This is a genomic window from Haloferax marisrubri (assembly GCF_001469875.2).
Taxonomy (GTDB): domain Archaea; phylum Halobacteriota; class Halobacteria; order Halobacteriales; family Haloferacaceae; genus Haloferax; species Haloferax marisrubri.
The window spans coordinates 266592-268075 of the sequence record NZ_LOPW02000018.1 but is presented as its reverse complement, the minus strand read 5'-3'; the positions used below and the strand labels follow the sequence as shown (position 1 = coordinate 268075).

At 57.3% G+C, this 1484-nt stretch carries 1 protein-coding gene and 2 pseudogenes; all 3 read right to left on the bottom strand.

The features are described from left to right. Positions 1 to 159 (bottom strand): annotated as a pseudogene (locus AUR65_RS20625) (primase-associated protein); the annotation flags it as partial. Beyond that, on the bottom strand, positions 156 to 1037 hold the full coding sequence (locus AUR65_RS16125; protein WP_058567848.1) for a bifunctional DNA primase/polymerase: 882 nt from the start codon (positions 1035 to 1037) through the stop codon (positions 156 to 158). The pseudogene AUR65_RS20625 and the gene AUR65_RS16125, both read right to left, overlap by 4 nt. Next, positions 1034 to 1484: pseudogene (locus AUR65_RS20320) on the bottom strand (ATP-binding protein); the annotation flags it as partial. The pseudogene AUR65_RS20320 and the gene AUR65_RS16125, both read right to left, overlap by 4 nt.

The following is a 1484-nucleotide window of genomic DNA, read 5'->3' as shown; positions in this document are numbered from 1 at the left end:
GTCGTTCATGAGGTCCGCGGGCTGCTCTTCGCCGTCGACAACGTATCGATTGTAGCCACGCGTGAACAGTTGGTTGATTCGGATGTCACCGTACTCAGGCGGAAGTGCCGCAACTCGATACGCCATATCTTCGTCGTCAGTCGGGGAACTCCCACTCATTCCGTAATCACCTCCGGCGTCGCCGACCGAACGTCGAAGTCTGGACTCTCGACGGGTTGAACGATACTGCAGACATCGGCGTGCAGCGAGTAAGGCAGGCGTGCGACACGCCGACGGTCGGCTGTCACGACGGGATCGATGGGGATGTCATAGGTCTCTAAGAGGAGGTCGTTCAACACCTCGCGACTCTGTTCGTCATATCGATGTGCAAGGTCCGTATCGAGGAGGTAGACGTGGACGCCCTGTCCACTATACACGACCATCGTTTCCTCGGCGTTGAAGTCCTCCTCAAGGACATCTCGCACCTCGAATCCGTATTCGATAGCGCGGTCGATATCCTCGAAGGCATACGGATAGCCCGCGGGCTCGGCGTCGAGAATACCGGCGGCGTCAAGGAGTGTCTCGTTGTCTTGGTCGCCGTCCTCGGAGACTGTATCCGTGGCTCGTTGCCGAGCGATGTCTTTCGCGTCGATATCGACGAGCAGCACCCATGGCCGTTCCCAGTGATCCAGCGCATAGTAGACGGCTTCAGGGAGTGGACTTGGTTTCTCGAGGAGCGCCGGATCAGCGAGTGCGAAGTTGCGCTGACCGAGAGGATCATTGCGAGCAGGGTGCTGAATGAACTCCACGACGTCCTCAAAGCTGCTGAACTCGGGAGTCGTCCGATTACCGGACCGATTCGTCTGCCATGTGTCCCGGCGGATGAAGTCCTTGTCAGGGACGTCGTCCTGGCGAACCGGGTGTGGGTCTCGAAAAGCGACGGCATACTGTTTCGGCCCGTTTGCTGTGATGAACTCAGGGAGGTCGTCAACGTAGCTGGTGAATTCCTCGGCGTAGTAGGAGTAGATCTCTTCACGGGTTGCCTGTCGCCAAGTCATAGGTTGACCTCCTGTTTGAGATTCGTGAAGCCTCGAACCGTGGTCATGCCTGCTGCATCAAATTCGCTGATTGCGTCTTTGATGTTCGAGAACGACCGTGCTGCCCGGCCACTAACACTTTCTTCGATTCGATCCGCTTCGGCAAGTCTATCGAGTACCTCAATGGCAGTCTGGCGACTGTTGAACGCCCAAATCGCGTCGGCATCCACCATACTGAGCTTGTCGTAGTCGTCGACCGGTGCGTGGCTGTTGTTGCTCGGGAGTTCAGCTTCGCCGATCCAAACAAGTTCGCCAGCGTCGTTGAACGCAGCCACGTCGAACACCGTCCTGTCGTCGTATTCGTAGTACGGTTCGACGCGAACGACATTGTCCTGCTGTTGGAGCCACTGTTCGAGGAGGCGAACACCGACCTTGTGTGGTGTTTTCTCCCCGATATCGCCTTTTCCG